At 38.4% G+C, this 21,328-nt stretch carries 20 protein-coding genes; 9 read left to right on the top strand and 11 right to left on the bottom strand.

Translation table 11 applies throughout. From position 1 onward, the window contains the following. Nucleotides 1-135: 135 nt before the first annotated feature. Both C3K47_RS05720 and C3K47_RS05715 read left to right on the top strand, forming a co-directional pair. Nucleotides 136-2,322 carry a TonB-dependent receptor gene (locus C3K47_RS05720; protein WP_103788151.1) on the top strand — a complete coding sequence of 729 codons (2,187 nt, stop codon included), beginning with the start codon at nucleotides 136-138 and terminating at the stop codon, nucleotides 2,320-2,322. A 63-nt stretch (nucleotides 2,323-2,385) separates the two neighbouring features. Beyond that, on the top strand, nucleotides 2,386-3,477 hold the full coding sequence (locus C3K47_RS05715) for a PepSY-associated TM helix domain-containing protein (RefSeq protein ID WP_103788150.1): 1,092 nt from the start codon (nucleotides 2,386-2,388) through the stop codon (nucleotides 3,475-3,477). Between the two features lie 12 nt (nucleotides 3,478-3,489). Here C3K47_RS05715 and C3K47_RS05710 read toward each other — a convergent pair whose 3' ends face one another. Genes C3K47_RS05710 through C3K47_RS05700 form a run of 3 tightly spaced genes read right to left on the bottom strand, consistent with a single transcriptional unit; the run spans nucleotide 3,490 to nucleotide 6,593 of the window. Further along, nucleotides 3,490-3,903 carry a putative quinol monooxygenase gene (locus C3K47_RS05710; protein WP_103788149.1) on the bottom strand — a complete coding sequence of 138 codons (414 nt, stop codon included), beginning with the start codon at nucleotides 3,901-3,903 and terminating at the stop codon, nucleotides 3,490-3,492. Between the two features lie 44 nt (nucleotides 3,904-3,947). Beyond that, nucleotides 3,948-4,550, bottom strand: a complete 603-nt coding sequence (locus tag C3K47_RS05705; RefSeq protein ID WP_103788189.1) for a hydrolase — start codon at nucleotides 4,548-4,550, stop codon at nucleotides 3,948-3,950. Between the two features lie 18 nt (nucleotides 4,551-4,568). Beyond that, a complete protein-coding gene (locus tag C3K47_RS05700) occupies nucleotides 4,569-6,593 on the bottom strand; it encodes a thioredoxin domain-containing protein (RefSeq protein ID WP_103788188.1) in 2,025 nt (674 codons plus the stop codon). 201 nt (nucleotides 6,594-6,794) lie between these two features. Between C3K47_RS05700 and C3K47_RS05695 the strand changes: the two genes are divergently transcribed. The 4 genes from C3K47_RS05695 to C3K47_RS05680 all read left to right on the top strand — a co-directional run bounded on the left by C3K47_RS05695 (nucleotide 6,795) and on the right by C3K47_RS05680 (nucleotide 9,810). Continuing rightward, entirely contained in the window at nucleotides 6,795-7,544 is a 750-nt protein-coding gene (locus C3K47_RS05695) for a LiaF transmembrane domain-containing protein (protein ID WP_103788148.1), read from the top strand. Between the two features lie 49 nt (nucleotides 7,545-7,593). Next, the gene (locus C3K47_RS05690) at nucleotides 7,594-7,950 is read left to right on the top strand and encodes a DUF4288 domain-containing protein (protein WP_103788147.1); all 357 of its coding nucleotides are present in this window, start codon (nucleotides 7,594-7,596) and stop codon (nucleotides 7,948-7,950) included. A gap of 83 nt (nucleotides 7,951-8,033) precedes the next feature. Next, nucleotides 8,034-9,074 carry a sensor histidine kinase gene (locus C3K47_RS05685; RefSeq protein WP_103788146.1) on the top strand — a complete coding sequence of 347 codons (1,041 nt, stop codon included), beginning with the start codon at nucleotides 8,034-8,036 and terminating at the stop codon, nucleotides 9,072-9,074. Continuing rightward, a complete protein-coding gene (locus tag C3K47_RS05680) occupies nucleotides 9,067-9,810 on the top strand; it encodes a LytR/AlgR family response regulator transcription factor (protein ID WP_103788145.1) in 744 nt (247 codons plus the stop codon). Before C3K47_RS05685 ends, C3K47_RS05680 begins: the two co-directional genes overlap by 8 nt. On the opposite strand, the gene C3K47_RS05675 is transcribed toward C3K47_RS05680, so the two are convergent. Continuing rightward, the gene (locus tag C3K47_RS05675; protein WP_103788144.1) at nucleotides 9,807-10,355 is read right to left on the bottom strand and encodes an HdeD family acid-resistance protein; all 549 of its coding nucleotides are present in this window, start codon (nucleotides 10,353-10,355) and stop codon (nucleotides 9,807-9,809) included. The genes C3K47_RS05680 and C3K47_RS05675 overlap by 4 nt on opposite strands. Nucleotides 10,356-10,599: 244 nt before the next feature. Next, entirely contained in the window at nucleotides 10,600-11,712 is a 1,113-nt protein-coding gene (gene ald / locus C3K47_RS05670) for an alanine dehydrogenase (RefSeq protein WP_103788143.1), read from the bottom strand. A 309-nt stretch (nucleotides 11,713-12,021) separates the two neighbouring features. On the opposite strand from ald, the gene C3K47_RS05665 reads away from it, so the two are divergent. Together C3K47_RS05665 and C3K47_RS05660 are read left to right on the top strand one after the other, a co-directional pair. Next, a complete protein-coding gene (locus C3K47_RS05665; protein WP_103788142.1) occupies nucleotides 12,022-12,795 on the top strand; it encodes a DUF2490 domain-containing protein in 774 nt (257 codons plus the stop codon). Beyond that, a complete protein-coding gene (locus C3K47_RS05660; RefSeq protein WP_103788141.1) occupies nucleotides 12,779-13,828 on the top strand; it encodes a metallophosphoesterase in 1,050 nt (349 codons plus the stop codon). The genes C3K47_RS05665 and C3K47_RS05660 overlap by 17 nt, the downstream gene beginning before the upstream one ends. Here C3K47_RS05660 and C3K47_RS05655 read toward each other — a convergent pair. The 6 genes from C3K47_RS05655 to C3K47_RS05630 form a co-directional block, all read right to left on the bottom strand. Then, nucleotides 13,820-14,698 carry a diacylglycerol/lipid kinase family protein gene (locus tag C3K47_RS05655; protein WP_103788140.1) on the bottom strand — a complete coding sequence of 293 codons (879 nt, stop codon included), beginning with the start codon at nucleotides 14,696-14,698 and terminating at the stop codon, nucleotides 13,820-13,822. The two genes, C3K47_RS05660 and C3K47_RS05655, sit on opposite strands and share 9 nt — an antisense overlap. Before the next feature lie 20 nt (nucleotides 14,699-14,718). Further along, nucleotides 14,719-15,603, bottom strand: a complete 885-nt coding sequence (locus C3K47_RS05650; RefSeq protein WP_103788139.1) for an aldo/keto reductase — start codon at nucleotides 15,601-15,603, stop codon at nucleotides 14,719-14,721. Between the two features lie 107 nt (nucleotides 15,604-15,710). Further along, entirely contained in the window at nucleotides 15,711-16,571 is an 861-nt protein-coding gene (locus tag C3K47_RS05645; RefSeq protein WP_103788138.1) for a glycoside hydrolase family 25 protein, read from the bottom strand. Nucleotides 16,572-16,695: 124 nt separating this feature from the next. Next, a complete protein-coding gene (locus C3K47_RS05640) occupies nucleotides 16,696-17,850 on the bottom strand; it encodes a glycoside hydrolase family 18 protein (protein WP_103788187.1) in 1,155 nt (384 codons plus the stop codon). Nucleotides 17,851-17,975: 125 nt separating this feature from the next. Next, nucleotides 17,976-18,782, bottom strand: coding sequence for a glycoside hydrolase family 25 protein (locus C3K47_RS05635; protein WP_103788137.1), 807 nt, complete (start codon nucleotides 18,780-18,782; stop codon nucleotides 17,976-17,978). Between the two features lie 184 nt (nucleotides 18,783-18,966). Continuing rightward, on the bottom strand, nucleotides 18,967-20,355 hold the full coding sequence (locus tag C3K47_RS05630; RefSeq protein ID WP_103788136.1) for a dipeptidase: 1,389 nt from the start codon (nucleotides 20,353-20,355) through the stop codon (nucleotides 18,967-18,969). A gap of 290 nt (nucleotides 20,356-20,645) precedes the next feature. Here C3K47_RS05630 and C3K47_RS05625 point away from each other — a divergent pair, with 290 nt between their 5' ends. After that, a complete protein-coding gene (locus C3K47_RS05625; RefSeq protein WP_103788135.1) occupies nucleotides 20,646-21,239 on the top strand; it encodes an OmpA family protein in 594 nt (197 codons plus the stop codon). The last annotated feature ends 89 nt before the right edge of the window (nucleotides 21,240-21,328 follow it).

Genomic DNA, 21,328 nt, shown 5'->3' with positions numbered 1-21,328 from the left:
TAAGCATTACTATTTAAAAAACACGGCGTTAAACTCAAAATTAAACTCAACATTTAATGGATAAAATTTATTTAAATTTATTCTAAATAAAGGAAAGGATTTCTATTTTTGCGGCCAGAAAAAACTTTCATATACATGCATCGATTTATATTTTCCTTTATTTTTCTTTCCCTGGGATATTCTACCCTCGCTCAAACCGTCAACCCAGTTAATACAAAACAAACATCTAACAAACCTGCTACCAAACGTTCATCTTCTCAAAACAAAACATCAAATGATAGTTTAAAATATAACAGAGAGCTGGATGAAGTTGTGGTTTCAGCTGGAAGAACTAAAGAAACTAAAAGTGAAACTCCTGTAACTGTTACAGTAATTAATGCAAAAGAAATTGCGGCGCAAGCTTCGGTAAACTCAAATATGACCAACGTTATCGGTTGGACTGTACCAGGTTTAGCACTGCCTTCAAATACTTCATACAACACTGGCCAAACGCTAAGAGGCCGTAATGCACTGGTATTGATTGATGGTATTCCGCAATCAACACCTTTACGTGCAGCATCAAGAGAGATGCGTACCATTGACCCTTCGGCTATTGAACGTATTGAAATCGTAAAAGGAGCCACTTCCATTTATGGTAATGGTGCTGATGGTGGATTGATCAACTATATTACCAAGAAACCACAAACCCAAAAATTCGCCGGCCAAACAATCATAGGCGGTAGCGGACAAGTTAAAAACGCAGGAAATACTGGAGGCTTCCGTATAAATCAATTATTTTCTGGCAAACAAAACGCTTTTGATTATAGTGTAAGCGGAAGCTATGAAAAAACAGGCGTTTTAAAAGATGCTGACGGTAATGTGATCAGTCCTGATTTTGGCTTAGGCGAGATGAAGACTTATAATGGATTTGCCAAATTAGGTTACGACCTTAATCAAGATAGCCGTATTGAGTTGATGTATAACTTTTTCAGAAGTGAGCAAAGATCTGATTATGTGGCTAAGGTTGGCGTTTACGGCGAGACTCCAACTATTGGTGTACCAGGTGAGCGAAAAACTGATGGCGAAGGAACTCCATACAATCACAATGTGGCTTTGCAGTATACTCAAAAAAACCTATTTGGTGGAACGGACTTTAGCTACTCAATGTATATGCAAAAGTTCGAAACTAACTTTGGCTACTCTGAAACATTTTATAAAGGTGGCCAATCGCAGTTAAATTCTGATAAAAAAGGACTTCGTTTAAACTTTGTTACTCCTTATACAGTTTCTAAAAACTTTAAAGGTGATGTTATTTATGGTGGTGATGTGCTGAACGATATCACCTCGCAACGCTTAAGAGACGGCCGTTCATGGGTTCCGGACATGAACGCGTTTTCATTGGCCCCATATCTACAACTTAAATCTTATTTATTTGAATACCTGGTAGTAAAAGCAGGTATTCGTTATGAAAACCTTTCGGTTAAAATCAACGATTACAACACCCTGGCTACGGGAGCAAACAACAAGGGAAGTATTGCCGTTAAAGGCGCGAAACTTATTTACAATCCACTTACTTACAATGCCGGTATTCGCTTTTCAAAATACCAGCAGTTTACACCTTATGTAAGTTTTTCTCAAGGATTTTCTATTTATGATTTGGGAAGAATTTTACGTGCCGCTACTGAAAACACCGTTCAACAGTTGAACACAAAAGCGGTGATAGCCAACAACTATGAAGCCGGTTTCAATAGCCGGATCGGTATCTTTAACTTCGAAGCGGTTGGATATATCAGCACATCAAAATTAGGAGCCAATTTAGTTCAGGTTGATGGCTGGCTGGTACCTCAACGCGCCCCTGAAAAAGTAAAAGGATTTGAAGTTGCTGCCGATGTATTTATCTCGAGTAAATTAAAAGCAGGTGCTTCCTACTCGTACAGTGAAGGAAAAATTGACGCCAACAACGATAAAGATTTTGACGATGAAGGCGATGTTTATTTATCAGGATTACGCATTTCTCCTTCTAAACTAACAGCTTATGTAAACTATAAGCCGGTTAATAAACTTGATGTTGGTTTATATTGGATCCGCTCTGGAAGTCGTGATCATTTTGAACCCAATTCAAAAGGTGAATATAAATTAGGCGAAGGAAGGGTTAATTCATTCAATATTTTCAACCTTAATGCTGCCTACCAATTGCCTAAAAACTTTAAGGTTACGCTAGGCGTTGAAAACCTGTTAAACACCAACTATTATACTCCTTATGCTCAGTTTTATGGCCGTGCTGATTATTACACACAATCAAACGGTGCACGCTATAATGTAGCTTTAGGTTATTCATTTTAATTAGTTCAGAATAAAAGACCAGCAAGAAAGGATGCTCCTACTTGCTGGTTTTATTTATAAAGTATGTTAAACTCTCTTCTCCGTAAAACCTATAAGATCCATAAATGGCTGGGGCTGATTTCAGGCCTTGTACTTCTGGTTATTGCCGTTAGTGGTTCGGTTTTGGTTTTCAGAGAAGAAATTGACCATGCTCAATTGCAGCCCCCACTAGTTAAGTTTAGTCCTTCTAACATCAATATTGATAAATCGATTAAAAAACTAGCGGATAACTACCCGGGAGCAGAAATAAGACTAACGAATGTTACACCGAAGGAAAACGAGAGCCTTCAATTCAGTATTAGAAAAGAAAGTAAGCGATTAACCGTGTTTACCCATCCGGAAACCGCTGCGATTTTAAAAACGTTTGACACTAATTCCACGCTGGTGGTATGGATGCTGAACCTTCATTATAATTTACACTCCGGACAAATAGGTAAAGTTATTGTATTGATAACGGGCGTGTTGTTCGTTTTATCAATCATTTCCGGCTTTATCATCTACCGAAAGTCAATTGGAAAAGTGTTGAGTTTTAATGCGAAGGTTAATAACAAAAACAGCCAAACATTATCCTCATCATTACACCGAATAGTGGGCGTGTGGAGCTTGTTCCTGAATTTTATTTTAGCAGTTACAGGTGTAATCATCAGTTTTACTATTGTAAGTACCGGTTTAAAAAAGAAAGAGCATAAAGCCGATCATTTGAAACAGACTGTGATCAACTGCAATATTGATAGTGTTTTAACAAGCATTAGATCTCAGTATACTGATTTTCAACCTAACTATATCCGAATTCCGGCAGGAAGCGAAACCATACAGGTTGGCGGCAGTGTACCAGATGACTTTTTTCTTTACTTCCCTTTTTCCAATCAGATTAAGGTAGAACTAGCCTCTGGAAAAGTGAAAGGCAAACTTGAACTAATTGCGCAGAAAAGTTTTGGAGAAAAATTCAATGCCATTATCAAACCGCTCCACTTTGGAGAATATGGAGGTTTTATAGTGAAAATTATCTATTGCCTTACGGGATTAAGTGTTCCCTTGCTTTCCATAACCGGCTTTATGATGTACTTCATTAAAAGAAGAAAAGCAAGCTTGAAGAGCATTCCTGTAATAAGCTAATTCAAAAATCAATTATTCCTGCTTAACAAGTGTAGCAATGGGAAGCACATCGGTTAACTCAAGATGCTTGACCCAATTAGCTACTGTTGCTTTATACTTTTTGAAATGTGCTGTTTGAATATGCGCTTGATAAGCCTCAACGCTGGCATAGGTTTCTAAAATTGTGATCTGTACCGGATTATTTTTATCCTGAACAGCCGAGTAAGCCAAAACACCTTTTTCAAGCCTAAGGGCTGCTTGCATTTGTTCCTTTAAAGCAATTTTATAGCCCTCTAACGCAGTGCCATCAACAGTAATTTTAGCAATTCGCATGTAAGTTGTTTTGTTTTGAGCTTGGGATCCATTCGGTGCCAGCAACATTGTCATCGCTATCAGAATAACCAAAGCTCCTTGAAACTTTTCACAATAAAACTTAATTGCATCCATGTTTAACTAATTACATAAAAACTAATCTTCTTCCCCCTAACCTTTCAGCTTACATTACCTTGATGGTTAATGATAAACTGAATCAAATCATCGAGATGGAGATTTGCCCGATCACAGGCATCCTGAATATCGCTACGGGAAACATTGGCGGCAAAGGTTTTCTCCTTTAGCCGTTTCTTTACTCCCTTTAATTCCATCCCAGTATAACCTTCCGGACGCATTAAGGAGTAAGCATGGATCAATCCCGAAAGCTCATCCAAGGCATACAACATTTTATCCATTTTAGTTATGGGCTCAACACCAAAATAGAAAGGACCATGAGATGCAATGGCATGAATAATTTCCGGATCAACGTTTCTTCGTTCCAGCTCTTCAATAATTAATTTGCAATGCTGCTCGGGCCATTGATCCCAATCGGCATCATGCAGTACCCCGGCCATCTCCCATTTCCATGCTTCATCAGATGAAAGCTCCTCACGCTCCAATGCCCACTGTTTCATCAGGTAACTTACCTGTTTCATGTGCAAAAGCAGCCGTTCATTTTTCACCCAATCGGCCAATAATTGAGCCACCTCTTCTCGGCTTAATACATTATTTACGTTAGTTATATCTCCGAAAGTTTGTCTTCCAAGGTCAAGCGAAGGCATATTTTGCATCGAATTAAATTATACAATTGGAAAGTCATGTTTCATTTGCTGAACGGCTTCAACCACCTGCGAAACTGGCATTAGGCAGGTTCTGCTCACGCATACATATACTTTCGACTTTTCGTTGATTTTTCCCTCCAGCAATGGTAATGATCCAATTTCTCCTCCCATTACCAGTTTATTTGGAATATAATACTGATCGAGTTCAACCAATCTGCTAACGGCTCCTTTGCCGGTAATAGCCACCTCATAAAAAGGAAATACATTCTCCAGCTTTAACAACGCCCAGTTTGAATAGGCTGAAGCGTATTTTTTTATCTGTTCACTCACATTGGCCAGCATTTGCTTTGACTTTTGCAGATACTCTTCGTTTTGAAAATAGGTACCCAGCTTTAGTAAGGCCCTTGCCATAACTGAATTTGAGGCAGGAATAACCGTATCCATCACTTCCATTTTACGGGCTATCAGTTGCTCATCGATATCTGCGGTATAAAAGTACATTCCCGAATCCGTGTCGGCGAAGTGATCATTGCAATAATCAACCAATAGTTTTGCCTCATTAAGCCATTGCTCATCAAACGTGGCCTGATAAAGCTCAATGAAGGCATCTATGGTAAAAGCATAATCATCTAAAAAACCATTGATGGTTGCTTTACCGTTCTTGTAATTGCGCTTAAGCGATCCATTAGAAGCTTTTAAGTTGCCCAAAATAAAGTGTGCATTTTCAATTGCTGCATGGAGGTATTCTGCATTATTAAAAACTCGATAAGCATCTACATAACCTTTTAACATCATCGCGTTCCAGGAAGTTAAAATTTTATCATCCAGTCCTGGACGAATTCTGGCCGCCCTCACTTTCATCAACTTTGCTTTGCAACGTTCTATAATTTCGAGCAGCTTTTCAACCGTAATACCTAAAGCTTCTGCCAGTACATCATCATCTTGTTTGCGATGCAGAATATTGGTTTCTTCCCAATTACCCTGTTCTGTTACGTTGTAATAAATACTGAAAAGCTCTTCATCATCACCTAAGAGGCCTTGTAATTCATCTTTCGTCCAGCAATAAAACTTACCTTCCACCCCTTCGCTATCGGCATCTAAAGCTGAATAAAACCCTCCTTCAGGCGATGTCAACTCACGCTTTACAAATTCAAGCGTTTCCTCTACTACCTTTTTATAGATCTCTGAATGGCTGTATTGGTAAGCTTCGGCATAAAGACTAACCAATTGGGCGTTATCATATAACATCTTTTCAAAATGTGGCACCAGCCAAACCGAATCGACTGAGTAGCGGGCAAAGCCTCCTCCCAACTGATCATAAATCCCTCCATAAGCCATTTTATCAAGCGTTATGCGAGTGATCACATTCGACGCTTGATCTTTCATTAAATGGGCATATCGGAGTAAAAATAAGAAGTTATTGGGTAAGGGAAACTTAGGCGCACGATTGTGTCCTCCGTCAGTAAAATCAAAATAACGGATCCAGGGATCAACAATGGCTTTTAACGATTCGTTTGTGTATTCTTTCTTCTCGTTAACAAAGCTTACCAAGTCTGATTGGTTAATCCCTTCGTGCAAACGACGGGCGTATTCTTCAGCTTCATCAGGTTTATTATGATAGAAGGCATTTAGGTCGTTCAGTAATTGTTTCCAATCATTTTTCTTGAAGTACGTCCCTCCATAAAACGGGCGCTGATCGGGTAAACAAAAACAATTCAATGGCCAGCCACCACCACCAGTCATAAGCTGAACCGCATTCATATAAATTTGATCTATGTCCGGACGCTCTTCCCTATCTACTTTTACACAAACAAAATGCTCGTTCATCAGGCTTGCCACCTCCTCATCCTCAAATGATTCATGCTCCATCACATGGCACCAATGGCAGGCTGAATACCCAACACTGACTAAAATAAGTTTATTCTCCTCCCTTGCCTTTTTCAATGCATCTTCACCCCAGGGATACCAATTCACCGGATTGTGGGCATGTTGTAAAAGATAAGGTGAAGTTTCGTTAATAAGTTGATTAGTGTGTTTATGCATGAGTTTCATCAGAGTTGAATGTTAAAGATACCAAAGCAAAAGAGATTTTAGGATTTTGAAGCTGGATTTTAAAAAGTTTAAATAATTCACCGACTAAAAGCTACCGTTCGCCGAGATATTAGGTCGGATAATCGGATTGTGGTTTTGAACTTTAGTGATCGCTATTACTTTTGGATCATAAACAGTCAAGAATTTAAAAACATGGAACAAGAATCAAGATATTCAGACGATAGAATAACAGACTTTAGAAAAAGAAGACATATGCGTTACGGCCAGCCTAACAATTTCTTAGGAGGGTTGGTGATTATCATTATTGGAGTGATTTATTTATTGCGCCAAATGGATTTGGGCGTGCCGGATTATCTTTTCAGCTGGCAGGCACTATTAATTGGCATGGGAGTGTTTGTAGGTGCAAAGCATAATTTCAGAGGAATTGGCTGGGCTGTGCTGATATTGATAGGTTCTTATTTTATGATGAACCAATATTATGCCTGGGATCTTTCACTGCGCAGATACTTTATTCCAGCAGGCATTATTTTCTTAGGAATAGTGATCATGTTACGTCCAAAGCACCGCCGACATTATGATTGTGTAAAAGAAGATGTTTCAGATGAGGATTCAATCGACATTACCAACGCATTTGGCGGAACCAAAAGAACCGTATTATCAAAAAACTTTAAAGGCGGCAGAGTAAACTCGGTTTTTGGAGGGGTTGACCTTAACCTTTCACAGGCTGATTTTGAAGGAACAGTTACTATCGATATCGACAATGTTTTCGGTGGAACCAAGCTGATCGTTCCGGCAAACTGGGAAGTAAAAATTGAAACCACCAGCATTTTTGGCGGAGTAGATGATAAGCGCCCGATTATGCCAAGTACCGATGGGCCTACTAAAAAATTGATATTGAAAGGATCAAATATCTTCGGTGGAATTGATATCAAAAGTTATTAAAATATAAGCCCCAGGCTCTTAAAAACAAAGATCTTAAACAAATACTCATATGGAATGGTTTATTGCAAAGCTGGTTTATCAGATCCAATCGGGAGAAGGTAACCATCGGCCACAGTTCGACGAACAGCTGAGGCTCATTCAAGCAGACGACTTTTCATCTGCGCTCTCTAAAGCAAAAGAAGTAGGAATCGACCAACAATCAACTTTCTTTAACATTAACAAAGAATTGGTAAGCTGGAAATTTGTTGACATTGTGGCTTTAGATAAAGTTAATTCGGTATCAGATAAATCAGAAGTTTACTCTGAAATTGTTGAAGCCGACAGCGCTAATGAATATCTAAGCGATTTAAAAATTAAAGCACGCAAAGTTCGCCGACAGTTAATTCAGGTGGAACATTATATATAGTTTTGAGTTTTTAAGTTCTAAGTTTTAGGTTGATGAATCGACTTACAGCTTAGAACTTAAAGCTTTTAACATAACACTCAACTATGGCTACATACCCTTTAAAGAATAAAGCTTTTTTATGTGCATTTATTATCCTGTGGATAATATGGGGAGTTATTCATACCGTTGTTCTTTATTATTCATTTGGATTCGACATTTATACAGCTGTAACCGATAGTCTGGTGTCTAACATATTTTTGGCTTGTTCATGCGCACTTATCAGCTATATCTTTATCTTTTATCGGCCCGAAGGAAACTACCTGTTTACCATTATTGAAATACTGGCTATCACCATTTTATGGTTGATAATAAGCAATGTTTCACTTTCCAATATTGTGCATTCAGCGGGTTATGCAGTATTTCTTAAGAAATCGTTATTGATCCGTTTTTTAATAGGCTGCCTGATCATTGGATGGGTGGCAGTACTAAGCCTGTTTTGGTACAGTAGCGAGGAGCAGGAAGAGCATATGCGCCTCCATGAATCAACTGAGAAACTTGCGCGTGAGGCAGAGCTGTTCAAACTACGTCAACAGTTACAACCACACTTTTTATTTAACAGCCTAAACTCCATTAGTGCATTAATAGTTGTACAACCGGAGGAGGCTCGAACCATGATCCAGCAATTGTCGGACTTTTTAAGGGGCACCTTAAAAAAAGAGGAAAACCAATGGGTTACTGCCGATGAAGAAATTCAGCATTTAAAGCTTTATTTAGATATTGAAAAAGTGCGCTTTAGTCACCGTCTTGAAACCTTAATTGAAATGGATGAAGCAACCAGAAACTTTAAACTTCCTCCAATGCTGTTGCAACCCATAGTTGAAAACGCCATTAAATTTGGCCTTTACGACACCACCGAGCAGGTTGCTATCAGTATACAGGTTTTAAAAAACGCAAACAATGAATTAACTATTCATGTAAAAAACCCTTTCGACAAACAGACCAATGTTCCACAGGGAACAGGTTTCGGCTTAAGTTCCATCAGCCGCCGACTGTATTTACTTTTTGCACGCAACGACCTTTTAGAAACATCAACAAACGGAAATATATTTAATACCACGCTTAGAATTCCACAGACCAATGATTAAAACAATACTTATAGATGATGAACCTTTGGCGAGAGCCATTGTTAAAGAATACTTAAAAGCCTATCCCGAAGTTGAGATCATACAAGAATGCGCAGATGGATTTGAAGGTGTTAAAGCCATCAGTACGCATAAACCCGATCTGGTTTTTTTAGATATACAAATGCCTAAAATCACTGGCTTTGAAATGCTTGAATTACTCGATTGCCCACCGTCTATCATTTTTACCACAGCTTTTGATGAATATGCCATTAAAGCTTTTGAGGCCAATGCCGTTGATTACCTGCTGAAACCTTTTTCTAAAGAGCGTTTCGACAAGGCCATGCAAAAATGGGTGGCTAACCGCAACATCGGGGAAGCTTCAACAGCAACTAAACAGGTTATTGAACATATTGCCGCAACACCGGCACAAAGCAATCGCGTTGTAGTAAAAGTGGAAGGAAAGATCAAGATTATTCCAACCTTGGACATCCATTATTTGGAAGCGGCTGATGATTATGTAAAGATTCAGACCTCCGAAGGTGGCTTTTTGAAGAACAAAACAATGAGTTTTTTTGAAAAAACACTCGATGAGCAACAGTTTATCAGGGTTCACCGCTCTTACCTGATCAACATGAATCAAATTGTCCGGATTGATATTTATGATAAGGAATCACATTTGGCAGTGCTTAAATCAGGCATTCAGGTACCGGTAAGTAAAAGCGGATATGCCAAGCTAAAAGAAGCCCTGAATATTTAATACCTCAGTCGGCTGCTGAATGAACGTATTCTGAATGCAGTAATGACCCACATAAAGCCTAAAGCAATTGATAAAGCTCCTATGAGCCAGATTAAGCTAATAGCACCTTGTAAAGGGTCGGCAATTAAAACGAAACCAAACAGCATGGTGACCACACCACTAAAAGCAATCCAGCCTTCGCCTTTTATCTCGTTTCGAACATGAATGGCGAAGGCAACCTTTATGATTCCCCCCATAATTGCCCAAAAACCAACTATAAAAACTATGGCTACATTGGCATCCAGCGGCGATTGCACAGCCACTACCCCAACGGCTAAACTTAAAATTCCGTCAATTACCAATAACCACTTGTCTTCTCTCCTTCCCCAGCTGGAAATAACCGTAAAAAGGGCAATAAAACCATCGACAATAAGGTATAATCCAAAAAAATAGAGAAGTGTAATAAGTGTGATGCCCGGCCAGATAAATGCGATAATTCCAAAGCCAATTGCCGCCATACCGCGCAATAAAATAACCCACCAGTTTCTTATAAGCGATTGTAACATGAGCGTATATTTAGACAGTTAAGATTATTTCAATTAATGAAACAATCCCTAACCTAACTTAAATATAATAATTTGATAGAAGAAGAATGCTATTTAGACTATATTCTTCTTCTAAACCTTGACAACATAAGTAAGGTTTTCAAGCCATTTTACTGCCTTAGGGAATAATTATAAAAAACAAGCGACCCCATCCCTGGGGTCGCTCAATCCACTATCTATGAAGAAAAATTTACAAAACTAAATACTACAAGTAGTTTTCTACTGGAGAGTAAGCCATGTTAAAGGCATCTGCAACAGGCTTGTAAACAATGTTACCATTGATCACGTTCAAACCTTTGCGCAACTCTTCATCTTTTTGGCAAGCCGTTAACCAACCTTGGTTAGCTAACTTCAACACGTAAGGTAAAGTAGCATTGGTTAAAGCCAATGTTGAAGTGTAAGGAACTGCACCCGGCATGTTGGCAACACAGTAATGAACAACACCATCAATTACGAAAGTTGGATTTTCGTGAGTGGTAGGTTTACAAGTTTCGATACAACCGCCTTGGTCAACAGCTACGTCAACTAAAACAGTACCTGGTTGCATATCTTTTAACATTGCACGGGTAATTAAGTGAGGAGCTTTAGCACCTGGAATTAATACCGCACCAACGATTAAGTTTGAAGACTTAATAGCTTGAGCAATGTTGTATGAGTTCGACATAACGGTTTTAACGTTAGCCGGAAGAATGTCTGATAAATAACGTAAGCGAGGTAAGCTGATATCCATAATGGTAACATCGGCACCTAAACCGGCAGCCATTTTAGCAGCTTCGGTTCCTACAATACCACCGCCTAATACCAATACTTTAGCTGGAGCCACACCTGCAACACCACCTAATAAAATACCACGGCCACCTAAAGGTTTTTCAAGGTAGTTGGCACCTTTTTGAATTGCCATACGACCTGCAACTTCACTCATTGGTACTAACAATGGTAATGAGCGGTCTTTTTTCTCAACAGTTTCATAAGCTAAACAAACCGCATTGCTTGCAACCATAGCTTTAGTTAATGGCTCGTGAGAAGCAAAGTGGAAGTATGTGAAAACTAATTGATTTGGCTTAATCAATTTATATTCTGATTCGATCGGTTCTTTAACTTTCACGATCATTTCGGCAATTGCATAAACTTCTTCAATTGTTGGAAGTATAGTTGCACCTGCTGATTTATATTCTTCGTCACTAAAACCGCTACCGTTTCCAGCCGTAGCCTGTACGTAAACAGTATGTCCGTTTTTAACCAACTCGGTAACACCACCTGGTGTAAGAGCAACACGATTCTCGTTGTTTTTGATTTCTTTAGGAAGTCCGACGATCATAACTTGGATTATATTTTGGTGCGACAAAAATGTCTATTTAAATCTTCATTTTTTAATAAAAAATGAAGAAACCATTATCATTTCGAGGTACTTAACCAGCCTGAAATGTTATTTTGAAATTTAGCGTTTACTAAAAATTTATGTCGGCTTAACATTGAAATTAACCACTAACGAGTAGCCCAAAAATGCCATTTCAAGGATCGTTTAATTTTTAAATTCTTTAGAAAAACTCGCATTTACTCTATATTTGGCCCCTGTTAATACCTCCCATCTATTAACTGTTCATCTCATTCCTTAAATTCTTTGCTTATGCGTCGTTGTTCAATTTTACTCATCGTTTTCATTCTTCAAATCGGTTGCGCCAGCGCTCAAACCCAAAAAGTGGTAAATCATAATGCCATGTCGTGGTTCTCTCTTAACAATGTTGTTAAATTTAGTGATAAGTGGGCCGCTGTTGCCGATTTCCACAACCGGCGACAAGATTTTATGGCCGAAACTAATTTTTGGTTCGTACGGTTTGGTGGGGGTTATTATATTAAGCCTAATATGCGGGTAGTTGCTGGTTATGCTCATTTATGGTTAACACCTGCCGAAGGTTTATCTAACTGGCAAGACGAAAACCGTTTTTATACCGAGTTTTTGTTAAACCAAAAACTAGGGACGGTGGGTTTAACTCAACGCCTGCGAGTTGAACAACGCTGGCAGGAAAAATTATCGAATGATGTAAAGGTGGGAATGAAGTTTACCAACCGTGTTCGCTACTTACTGAGCGCGACAATTCCGGTATTTAAAGGAGAAAAGGCGGCTAAACTTCCGGCCTTATGCCTATCGGATGAAATTTTGCTAAATTTTGGTAAAGAAGTGGTTTATAATTCGATGGATCAGAACCGTTTATTTATCGGCATAAAACAAAACATTACCAAATCACTCAATTTCGATTTCGGCTATATGAATGTATACCAGCAAAAATCATCGGGAAATGTGTATGATAGCAACAATACCATGCGCTTGTTCTTTTACTATACGCTTGATTTAAAACGAAAAGCAGTTGTACTGCCTCCACCACATGAAAGCGGAGACTAATCAGCCTTTTGAACTAATCTTAATCGGAGATACCGGCGAACTAAAAACCGACGGCAGGGACGTTGTTTTTAACTTATTGAAAAAACAGTTTCCCTCCTCTCCAAACAGTATGATCATTTTTTTGGGCGACCTGATTTACCCCAATGGTTTGCCTCCGGAGAATCATTCGTTCCGGAGACATGCAGAAAATGTGCTTAACTTTTACCATTCGTATCTGAGTGATTTTAAAGGAAAGAAAATCTTCATCTCCGGAAATCATGATTGGAACAAAGGTAAATCCAATGGTTACGAATATGTTTTGCGGCAGGAAGATTATTTAACCAAACTTTTTAACGATAAAACCATTTACCAGCCCAGTGGAGGTTGTCCCGGGCCAGCATTAATAAGCAGCACTGAACATATTGCCATTATTGCCATTAATACACAGTGGTGGCTTCAAGAAGGATTTAAACCAGCAGGCAAGCACTATAACTGTTCGGTAAGCAATGAACAGGAGTTCTTTGCTCAGCTCAATAAAATGCTTTTTACTCATCGCCATAAAAAAATTATTGTGGTGGGCCATACACCCATTTATAGCTATTCAATGCATGGTGGTCGATACAAATTCCGTCATCATCTTTTCCCTCTGACTGTTTACCGTAAAAACGCATGGCTTCCATTACCAATAATAGGCTCTTTGCTGCCACTTTATCGTCGGCTTTACGGGGCAAAAGAAGACATCACGCATCCAAGGTATCGGAGGTTAAGAGCCAAACTAAAGCTCATTTTCGAAAGATACCCGGGCCTAATTTATGCCTGTGGACACGAACATAATTTGCAGCATATAACTAAAAACGGCAACCATTTTATTGTAAGCGGATCAGGAAGCAAGGTAAAATATGTGGTTACAAGCGGGAAACACCTCAATTTTGGGGTGGATAAAAAAGGGTTCTTTAAATTAACTTTCTTTGAGGAAAAAGTTGTTTGTGAATGTTTCGCGTTTAGGTCAAAGTATTTACCTGGAGAGTGTATTTATAGCGTCGAATTAAACTGATGAAACCCTAAAAGTTACGGCTTGGGGCAATACCTTAATCACAATCCTTTTTACCTTACCCAATATTTCACCATCGGCCTGCAAAAGCGTTTTGCGAGAAGCCTTAATAATGGCCTCGGAAGTGCTGATAATTTCCACATAGGCCGAATTGGAAATTTTGCCAAAGAAAGCTTTCAGTGCCAGTATAAAAAATTGCCAAAAAGGAAATTGCTTAATGATACATAGCTCGAACTTTCCATCAGTTAAACTTCCAACCGGATTAATTACCGCTCCTGTACCGTACTTTGAGGCATTGGCAAAGATCATTGATACAGCAAACCGTTTAATTTTTTTTTCTGGCAACTGTATAATAAATCGGTTGATCCGAAGCTGAAAAAGTTCTCTGAACACATATTTTCCATACACCCATAACCCCCGGTTAGGGTCTTGTTCAAAGCGCTTTACCACCTTGGCATTTAAACCAACATCGGCCAAATGCACACAAACCTGTCCGTTAATATCTAATAAATCAATCTTCAGGTCAATCCCCGACTCAATTAGCGTTAAGGCCTTAAAAATATCTGTAGGAATATTTAACTCTTTAGCCATACCATTAGCCGAACCCACAGGAATTATTGCAATAGGAATGGAAGTATCTAAAACAGCATTCACAGCTGTAAGAACAGTACCGTCGCCTCCTGCTACTGCTAGTATTGCTGGCTGAAATTCTACGATCAGTTTTTTAACCTGTTCCAAATCTTCTGATCCGGAGGTCTTATAAATCAAATGAGAATAATGGTGGTTTTTAACGAATGATTCGATTGAATCCAGCAAGATTGTTTTATCAATTCCTCCTGAGAATGGGTTTACAATGAATAAAACTCTTTTCATAATCAGGAGGAATATAAAATTTAACTGTTAATGGCCGCTTGGTATAAGGCATACCAGTCTTCGTGCTCCATATCAATTTCAAAAGCTCTGGCAGCATTTGAAATGCGTTCTTTATGTAAAGCGCCTATAATGGGCAAAGCACCCAGTTTAATTAACCAGGCTACTGCTGTTTCTTCAACATTGGCGTTATATTTATGAGCCACTTCTTCTAATTTCTTACGCACCCGTAAAGCCTGCGCATCACTACCATTTAAAATACGTCCGCCTGCCAAAGGCGACCAGGCCAGTGGCTTGCTGTATTTCTGACGCATAAAATCGAAACGTCCGTCATCAATAGCGGTTGTATTAAGTAAGTTTAGTTCGATGTGGCTGGTAACAACCGGCACGCGCAAATACGATGAGATCAACTGATGCTGTGAAGCTGTTAGGTTGGCAACTCCAAAATGTTTGATTTTACCCGATTCTATTAGCTGCAAGATGGTTCCGGCTGTTTCCTCCAAAAACGAAATATGATCAAGGTGATCTAATAAGAAAATATCAATATAGTCGGTTTGAAGATTTTTCAAAGATTGCTCAACACATTGACGAATATGCCTGGCTGAAGAGTTGATATGATCGATTTGTGCACCATTGCTGCCTTTTTTAATAAGCCCGCATTTGGTAAACAATACAATTTCATCACGTTTAATCGATTTTTGTTTAACTACCTTCCCGAAAAGTTCTTCGCAAGCATTATTGCCATAAATATCGGCATGGTCAAAAGTGTTGATACCTAAACTCAAACAATGGTCAACAATTTCTTCCATTTGAGAAGAACTCACCATTCCTTCACTTCCCCATCTCCAAAAACCATAAATTGCTGCTGATACTTTCGGCCCCGAATCGCTTAGATAGACTTTTTTCATGTATGTTCTTAATTTAGCTGTGTTGTTGCGCTAAATATAGTCTATATTTTGAATAGGATGAAACTCCCCGCAGCGGTTTTAATGAGCACCAACCATTTATTTTGACGCTAATCTAACTCCAAACACAGGTCTTTCAAATCTTCCAGGTTTCCATTAAAAACATTGAAATCAACGCGTTGCCTGATGCCATTTACCTTACCAATATCGGAGTGCTGCCAAAAACTCCATTGTGTGTTGTCTTCAATCTTTAATTTCGACTGATAATAATGTGCTATCCAATACGGATAATCATCAAAATAGCCCTTCAAATAATCTTCGTAAAATTTATAGCCGGTGTAGATGATAGGTTTCTCTCCTACTTTCCTCTCCACTGTTTCGAGCCATTCTTTCAGGTTTTCCCTAAGTTCTTCGGGAGATAAACGGCCTGTTTCTTCAATATCAATTACTGGAGGAAGATCACCCGACTCATAGTTAACAGTTTGGAGAAATAAAGCGGCCTGCCATTTACCCGATTTACGCGGCTTAAAGTAATGATAAGCACCTCGCATCAATCCCGCATTTTTAGACTGTTTCCAGTTTCGCTGAAAGTAAGGATCAATATTGAACTGACCTTCGGTTGCCTTGATAAACACAAAGTTGATCTTTACCCCATCATCTTCCATCTTCTTCACCTTTTCCCAATCTATACGTGATTGGTATTTGGAAACATCAATGCCATGAACCTTAAACTTCTTGGGAATTTTAATGCCGTAAGATTCAATATGTACATAGCGAAAGTCCGACATGCCGTCGCTTACACTTTCCTTTATCGATAAAACTGTTTTTACAATCGGAGCATAAAAAACAACGAAACACATAAGCAGCAAAAATCCGCTTACTTTCCACCAGAAATAACGAATAGGGATACCTTGAGGTCGTTTTACTTTTTTTGAGGTTGATTTTGTTGCGCTGCTGTTACGTTTGGCCATACGGAGATTTCAGCGACAAAGATATAAGCAAAATTAATTTGACGAAACAGAAATGGCCTAATTAATTATAAAGGAAAAAAAGGTTGAACTAATTCAACCCTTTTTTCCTTTATAATTTGCTTAACTATTGCTGACGAAGTGGCTGCATTGGAATTGGGATCCCGTAGGTTTGAGCTCCTATTCCTACGCCATTTTCACAACTATTCGGTGGTGTTGTACAAACACGTCGAGTAGATGGACATTCTGCTGCCCAAAACATGTAACCAAGCATACCCGAAGTAGTTCCAGCTCCATTGGGAGCTACCGTTTGAACATAGTTTCCGGTGCTTTTAATTAATGAACTATTAAAATTAATACATTCAGGTGCCGCATTACGACTAGTAACAATATATAATCCACCCGTAAACTTACAAGGAGCTAAAGGAGGAATAACGGGATTAAAGTTTGATTTACCATTAATATGTTCCTGCCAATCTGTTTGAGCAGCAGAAGCATTAGAAGGTTGACGAGACGGCACCATTGCATTGGCATAATCCAATACAGGATTTGTAGTTTTTAGCCAATCGGTAGTGGCTTTTCTACAGATATCAATTAACCATCTATCTCCTGCTGCCAAATCAATTGTTAAACGTGCAGCATGATTATTACCACTGGCATCATATTGCAATACAGATCTATAGGACGTAATAAATGCCTGAAGACCAGTTAAATTAGGGTTAGAACTTTCTTCATAGTCTATTTCAATACCTACTCCCATCTGTTGAGCAACCGCTGCGGCATTTAAGCCTAATTGAGTTGCATTTGTAGACAATGCCTGGTTCCAATCATCCGTATACGTTATTCCTCCAATTGAAAGCATAACACGTATATTCTTACTTTTAAAGTAGTTAACAATATCCTGAGTCATCCCCTTGGGAATACCGTTTACCGTTTGGGCATCATTTGTCTTGTTGAGTAATTTTAAAGGATTGACAAAACTCAAAACAATAAGATTAACGGATGGTTGTCCGTCTCCTCTATCAATTAACCAATGATTTTTACTATCAAATTCAGGAATAGTACGTACAGTAGCCCATGAACAATATTCACTACCCGCATGCCAGGCTCCATAAATACTAATATTAGAAGAGGCAACTGCTTCAGTGCTTCGATCACTCGCAGTTGATTTTTGCTCAGTTGTTAGATTTTCAGTTGCACTATCACTCTTTTTTGAGCAGTACACTAAAGCTAATGCCGTTAATGCTAGCGACATTCCAAATAGAAGTTTCTTGTTTTTCATTTTTAAATATATTTGATTGATAATCATTAATTTATGAAAAACATGTTATTAAACAAACGACTATTTAAAAAAATAAATTAATAGTTATTTTGTGCGATTTGCTTTTACTAACTCTATTGTAGCAGTTATTTCACACAAAGCTTTTTAAGTTCATCCATTGAACCATTAAAAGTGTTAAAATCCACACGTCCCATAATTCCGCTAACTTTCCCTTTATCTGAATGTTGCCAAATGGCCCATTTTTCTTTGGTAAACAATAATTTAGGATGATGATAATTAGCGATCCAGCAGGGATAATCAGCAAACTTTGTCTTAATAAAATCTTGGTAGAAACGTAAACTGGTATAAATTACCGGTTTCACTCCTACTTCAGCTTCAATTTCATCGATCATGCTTTTTAAATTACGATGAAACAGCCCCAAAGACATCTTTCCTCTTTCTTCTACATCAATTACCGGTGGAAGATCGCCAGCAAGATGAGCAACCTTGTTTAAAAAGAACTTCGCCTGCTCTTTCCCTGATTTTTTGGGTTTAAAATAATGGTAAGCCCCTCTTAATAAACCGGCATTTTTACACTCATTCCAATTGGTTGAAAACATCGGATCGAGTGCATCTACACCTTCCGTTGCTTTTATATAAACGAAAGAAATGGCTACACCTTCTTCATCAACTGCTTTTAACTTTTTCCAATTTATTTTTTGCTGATAGCGCGATATATCAATGCCATGTACATTATACATAGTTGGTATATGAATCCCAAAAGCGTCTGTTTTACGGTATTGAACGAGCTTAATGATCCGGGGTGTGAGGTAAACGATTTTCTTGTTTGAATAGGGGTCAGATTTCTTTGGAATTAAAAAGAGAAGGATAAGGAGTCCCAGAAATATACGCACACGACCTCTTATCCATTGGACATTTAATCGAACTAACATATTGGAATCAGCGCTAGGGCTTGGTTTGGTTGATTAACGCTGATTAGTAATTTATACTTTCTGATATTAACTATAGTTTCACTTTAATAACCAGGTGAAAACATTTACAATTTTAACAACAATGGGAAACAGAAAAGGCAGCTTCCACAGCTGCCTTCCCCAAAAAAATAATAAAATTGAAATTCTATTTGCTCATTGCAGCAAAATGCTTGAAGAACAAAGGAATGGTTTCAATACCTTTATAGTAATTGAATAAGCCGTATTTCTCATTTGGCGAGTGCAATGCATCTGAATCTAAACCAAAGCCCATTAATACTGATTTCAAACCAAGCTCTTTTTCAAACAGGGCTACAATTGGAATACTTCCTCCGCCGCGGGTTGGAATTGGAGTTTTACCAAAGCTCTCTTCCATTGCTTTACTAGCCGCTTTAAACGGAACAGAATCAGTAGGTGTTACAACTGGTTCTCCACCATGATGAGCACTTACTTTTACCTTCACATATTTAGGCGCAATTTTCTCGAAATGAGCTGCGAATAAATTTGAAATCTCTTCAGAATTTTGGCCAGGTACTAAACGCATTGAAATTTTAGCGTTTGCCTTTGAAGGTAAAACAGTTTTAGCACCTTCGCCAATATAACCGCTCCAAATACCGTTAACCTCTAAGGTTGGACGAATTGAAGTACGCTCAATAGTTGAATAGCCTTTTTCACCCCAAACCTCATCAATATTCAAATCCTTCTTATAGGCAGCTTCGCTAAATGGTTGTTTAGCCATTTCAGCACGCTCGGCCTCGGTAAGTTCGATTACTTTATCATAAAAACCAGGAATAGTAACATGGTTGTTTTCATCATGTAATGAAGCGATCATTTTAGCTAAAATGGTAGCCGGATTAGCAACTGCTCCACCATAAACACCTGAGTGCAGATCACGATTAGGGCCAATTACTTCAACTTCCATGTACGCTAAACCACGTAAACCACACTCAATTGAAGGAACATCATTAGCGATCATTGAAGTATCAGAGATCAATACTACATCACCTTTTAAGCGTTCTTTATTTGCTTTTACGAAAGTGGCAAGATTGGATGAACCAACTTCTTCTTCGCCTTCAATCATAAACTTAACGTTACAAGGCAAGGAGTTGGTTTTCATCATCAGCTCAAACGCTTTCACATGCATGTACATCTGACCTTTATCATCACAAGCGCCACGTGCATAAATAGCACCTTCCGGATGCTCTTCTGTAATTTTCACCGTAGGCTCAAACGGAGGTGTGTGCCACAATTCAAGCGGATCAGCAGGCTGCACATCATAATGCCCGTAAACTACTACAGTTGGCAATGATGGGTCGATGATTTTCTCACCATAAACAATCGGATAGCCGGCTGTAGGACAAACTTCTACCTTGTCAGCACCAGCATCAATTAAACGATCTTTAATATAATCGGCAGTTTTTAATACAGATTCTTTAAACTGCGGATCAGCACTTACTGAAGGGAAGCGTAAAATATCAAACAATTCGTCGAGGAAACGTTGTTTGTTAGCTTCAATATAGTTCTTGATGGTTTCCATGAAATTAGAATTTGGAGACAAAGGAAGAAAGAAATAAATAAATATGGAATGACTAACCACATTTTTTTAGCTAGCGGAAAAGTATCTATAAAAAGCGGTTAAATGAGCAGCAATTATAGGCGGACCTACAATTCATTTTTTACATTAATGATTTCTCAAAATTAAATTTTAAGAAATATTAGTAATTAAAAATATGTTCTATTATCAATAACAAAATTTTTACTTAAATTCTTGTATTTCAGCTTAAATCATGTAGGTTTGTTACTGAAAGACCTATTAATTAATACTTTATGTCAAAAGGCTTACCAAAGCGTTATTATCAATTCAAATTGATCTTTTTTTACCTGTTGGGTATAATTGCTTTTTGTTTTACATCGTGCTCGGCAACTAAGGCATCTAAAAACAATGCATCAAAAGCCTATATAAAAAAATACATGGATAAAGAGGCTTTTGAAATTCAACGCACGGTAAAGGATTGTAAAGTTGAACGTATTGGTGACTCTATTAAAGTAACTTTTGTAAATGAAGTGTTCTTTGATGTTGATCAGTATACCATTAAAGATACCGCTGTTCCAACCGTAAATAAACTGGTAGGCATTATTAAGAAATATGCCAAAACCTATAATGTAGTTCAGGGACATACGGATAATAGCGGTGATGAAGCATATAATTTTTCTCTTTCGTTTAAACGTGCCGAAGAGGTGAAACATTACCTGGTAAACAATGGTATTGGGGCCGATCGTATAAATGCCTATGGCGTTGGCGACACACAACCTGTGGCTTCGAATACAACAGAAAATGGTCGCGCCAAAAACAGAAGAGTATTGGTTTGGATCACTTCCGATCATGCTCTTAAAGAAGAAGCCGTTGCCAAAACACAGTAGATCCGCGGGCAAATCCTGAGGACTGCGAACAGAAAATTAAGTACTGAACACCATTTGCTAATTACTGATTATACATTTCCTACCCCCTT

Source organism: Solitalea longa (assembly GCF_002920915.1).
GTDB lineage: Bacteria > Bacteroidota > Bacteroidia > Sphingobacteriales > Sphingobacteriaceae > Solitalea > Solitalea longa.
Note: the sequence above shows the minus strand (reverse complement) of the source record. Positions and strands in the feature narration are given on the sequence as shown.